The organism is Mesobacillus sp. (assembly GCF_049588175.1).
GTDB lineage: Bacteria > Bacillota > Bacilli > Bacillales > Cytobacillaceae > Mesobacillus.
Genome location: NZ_JBAVFI010000739.1, coordinates 1 through 3,347, shown reverse-complemented (window position 1 = coordinate 3,347; position 3,347 = coordinate 1). Strand labels below are relative to the sequence as shown.

Genomic DNA, 3,347 nt, shown 5'->3' with positions numbered 1-3,347 from the left:
TGGTGACACTGAGCAACTTCAACAAATAAAGGTAGTAGATAGTAAAGGTGAAGAACATACAATTGAATTAAGTGTTAAATCAACAGGTACTTCAGGTGAATGGGAAGTTACACTTCAGGATAGGGCTAAAAGTTCTTTAACTGATATGGTCATTACAATAAAAGATGGGGCGGTTTCTCAACAAGCTGGTACGTTATCTGTTGATAATGGAACCACTAACGGAGAGCAAATTCCCCTGACTATTTCACTTGGTAACGTCACTTCTAAGGCTGGGAACTTGAATGCGTTATTCGCACCTAACGGAACAACTCAAGGAGCGATAGAAAGCTTCAGCATTGGTCAAACTGGTGAAATCAGCGGTGTCTTCTCTAACGGAAGAGTTGAAACTCTTGGTGTACTTGCTCTAGGAAAATTCAGTAACGCAGCAGGCCTAAGCAAAGTAGGCAATAACATGTTCCAAGACTCCGTAAACTCAGGTACTGCAAATATTGGTACTCCTGGAGACGGCTATGGAACAATCGCTTCAGGTGCACTCGAAATGTCAAACGTAGACCTTTCAGAGGAATTCACTGAAATGATTACAGCACAACGTGGCTTCCAGGCAAATACAAGAATTATCACGACATCTGATGAAATTCTTCAAGAGCTTATCAACTTAAAACGATAGATTAAGAGAGGAGCAGGGCTGAGAGCATAACGCTTTTAGCCCCTGTGATTTATAGTGATAAAGGTAACGAAGTTAAATGGGAAAACGTTTAGAATTAATCCGCTCTTGATTGAGACTGTTGAATCCTTCCCTGATACGACGATCATGCTGACTAACGGCAGGAAATACGTAGTTAAGGAAAGCGAATCGCAGGTTAGCACTTTAATAAAGGAATTTTTTCAGATTGTCGGCCTTCTTGGAAGGCGTACTTTGGAGGAACATGAAGATGAAGAATAATAAACTTGTTATGATTATGCTGGTCATGCTTGTAGCAATCATGCTGGTTGGTACGATTGCTGTTGTCGCTGTAATGAAACTGACTGGCGATGAAGGAAAAAAAGAACCAACTATCGATGAAGTGTTAGAAGCATCAGTAGATATTCCAGAAGTAACGACAAACCTGGCTTCAAATGATTTTATTAAAATATCTTTTAAAATTGAGACAGACAGTAAAAAAGCGAAAGAAGAATTACAGAAGCGAGACTTCCAGGTAAGGAATCTCATCATTTATGAGCTGTCTGAAAAGAAATCTGAGGAACTCCAAGGTAAGGAAGGCAAGATGAAACTGGAAGAAACTCTTAAAGCAAAATTAAACGGCTTGATGCAAGAAGGCAAAATAAAGAATGTGTATATTACAGGATCTCTCCTCCAATAAGAACTTTAACTAACCAAACATATTGAAATGGAGGTGAGGGTATGTCGGGAGAGGTATTATCACAAAGCGAAATAGATGCTCTGCTTTCTGCGTTGTCAACAGGTGAGATGGATGCAGAAGAATTAAAGAAAGAGCAAGTCGAAAAGAGAGTCAAAGTTTACGATTTCAGAAGGGCGTTACGTTTTTCAAAAGACCAGATCCGCAGCCTCACAAGAATACATGAGAATTTTGCGAGATTGCTTACGACTTACTTCTCGGCGCAACTACGGACATATGTCCAAATCAGTGTTGCATCGGCTGATCAGATTCCTTATGAAGAATTCATCAGATCAATTCCGAAAATGACCATTTTGAATGTATTTGATGTTCCGCCGTTAGATGGCAGAATCCTGATGGAGGTAAATCCTAATATCGCATATGCGATGATGGACAGGATGCTAGGTGGGCGAGGTTCAAGTCATAATAAAATCGACAATCTGACAGAGATCGAAACGAAAATCATGTCTAACATGTTTGAAAAAGCTTTTGAAAATTTCCAGGAGGCCTGGGGTTCAATATCCGAAATTGATCCGCAGCTGACAGAGTTTGAAGTGAATCCGCAATTTTTGCAGATGGTTTCTCCTAATGAAACAGTAGTTGTTATTTCACTTAATACGACAATAGGCGAAGCTAGCGGAATGATCAATATGTGTATCCCACATGTGGTCCTTGAGCCGATTATGCCGATGCTGTCTGTAAAGTATTGGATGCAAACAGATAAGAAGGAAGGCTTGCCAATAGAGTATGAAGTACTGCAAAAGGAAATCCATAAGGCAGATGTCCATATCATTGCAGAAATCGGCTCTTCCGAAATTTCCATCCAGGATTTCCTGATGTTTGATATAGGGGATGTAATTGAATTAAACCAGCAGATCGACCAGCCTATGATGATAAAAATCGGTGGAATTCCAAAATTCGTCGGGCAGCCAGGAAAGATTAACAAAAAATTAGCCATTCAAGTGTTAGATACATTGAAGGGAGGAGACGATGATGGTGGGCGATGATATGTTATCACAAGACGAAATCGATGCACTTTTAAGAGGAACTTCTGAAGAAGTGAATGAAATAGAGGAGACAATTAATGTAGATGATTACTTCTCGTTTATGGAAAGAGATGCGCTAGGAGAGGTAGGCAATATTTCTTTCGGCAGCTCGGCTACAGCATTATCGACTTTATTGAATCAAAAGGTGGAAATTAACACTCCAACAGTTACTGTTGTACATAAGACTAAGCTCGAGGATGAATTTCCAGATCCCTACGTAGCAGTTCAGGTGCATTATACGGAAGGTTTTATTGGCAGTAACATGCTGGTCATTGAGCGCCAGGACGCTGCGATTATTGCGGATTTAATGCTGGGTGGGGATGGACATGATCCAAAGGACTTGCTTGATGAGATCCAGCTGAGCGCAGTACAGGAAGCGATGAACCAAATGATGGGTTCAGCGGCAACCTCGATGTCAACTGTATTCAATAAAAGAGTCGATATATCACCACCCAATATTAACCTTCTTAACGTTGCCGAAGGAGAAGGAACAGAAACGATTCCTGAAGATGATATTTTGGTCAAGGTTTCTTTTTCTTTAAAGATTGGTAGTCTGATAGATTCAAATATTATGCAGCTTCTGCCTGTCACTTTTGCGAAAAGCCTTGTTGATGAATTATTGAACCCTGGTTCTTCCCAAGTGGAAACACCAAAACAAAGTGCTCCGCAGCCGCAGCCAGAAGTACAGGCAAATATGTATACTCAACCTGAACCGCAGACAACAATCCAGCAGCAAGTATCTTACCAGCCACAGCCTGAACAGGTTTATTATCAGGCGCCTGTCCAGCAAGCTATGCCTGCTGATGCATGGAGCCACCAGCAGCCTGCTCAAACAACTGGACCTCAGCATTTTGGCAGTGTGATGACCGGTGCTCAGCCAAATGTACAGCCAGCGGTTTTCTCA

General features: G+C 41.2%; 5 protein-coding genes. All 5 read left to right on the top strand.

Translation table 11 applies throughout. The annotated features are described in order from the left end of the window. Nucleotides 1-667, top strand: a 667-nt coding sequence (locus WB217_RS17975; protein WP_423994670.1) for a flagellar hook-basal body complex protein, incomplete at its 5' end; no start/stop codon positions are given. A 54-nt stretch (nt 668-721) separates the two neighbouring features. Next, nucleotides 722-943, top strand: coding sequence for a flagellar FlbD family protein (locus tag WB217_RS17970; protein ID WP_207498430.1), 222 nt, complete (start codon nt 722-724; stop codon nt 941-943). Beyond that, on the top strand, nt 933-1,361 hold the full coding sequence (gene fliL / locus WB217_RS17965) for a flagellar basal body-associated protein FliL (protein ID WP_423994669.1): 429 nt from the start codon (nt 933-935) through the stop codon (nt 1,359-1,361). The genes WB217_RS17970 and fliL overlap by 11 nt, the downstream gene beginning before the upstream one ends. A gap of 41 nt (nt 1,362-1,402) precedes the next feature. Further along, nucleotides 1,403-2,404, top strand: coding sequence for a flagellar motor switch protein FliM (fliM, locus tag WB217_RS17960; protein ID WP_423994668.1), 1,002 nt, complete (start codon nt 1,403-1,405; stop codon nt 2,402-2,404). Beyond that, nucleotides 2,391-3,347 (top strand): flagellar motor switch phosphatase FliY (fliY, locus tag WB217_RS17955; RefSeq protein WP_423994667.1); only part of this gene is annotated, 957 nt, incomplete at its 3' end. The genes fliM and fliY, both read left to right, overlap by 14 nt.

What these genes read in the sequence shown, in the direction of transcription:
- fliL (WP_423994669.1), top strand. Translation starts at nt 933, where the DNA reads ATGAAGAATAATAAACTTGTTATGATTATGCTGGTCATGCTTGTAGCA.
- fliM (WP_423994668.1), top strand. Translation starts at nt 1,403, where the DNA reads ATGTCGGGAGAGGTATTATCACAAAGCGAAATAGATGCTCTGCTTTCT.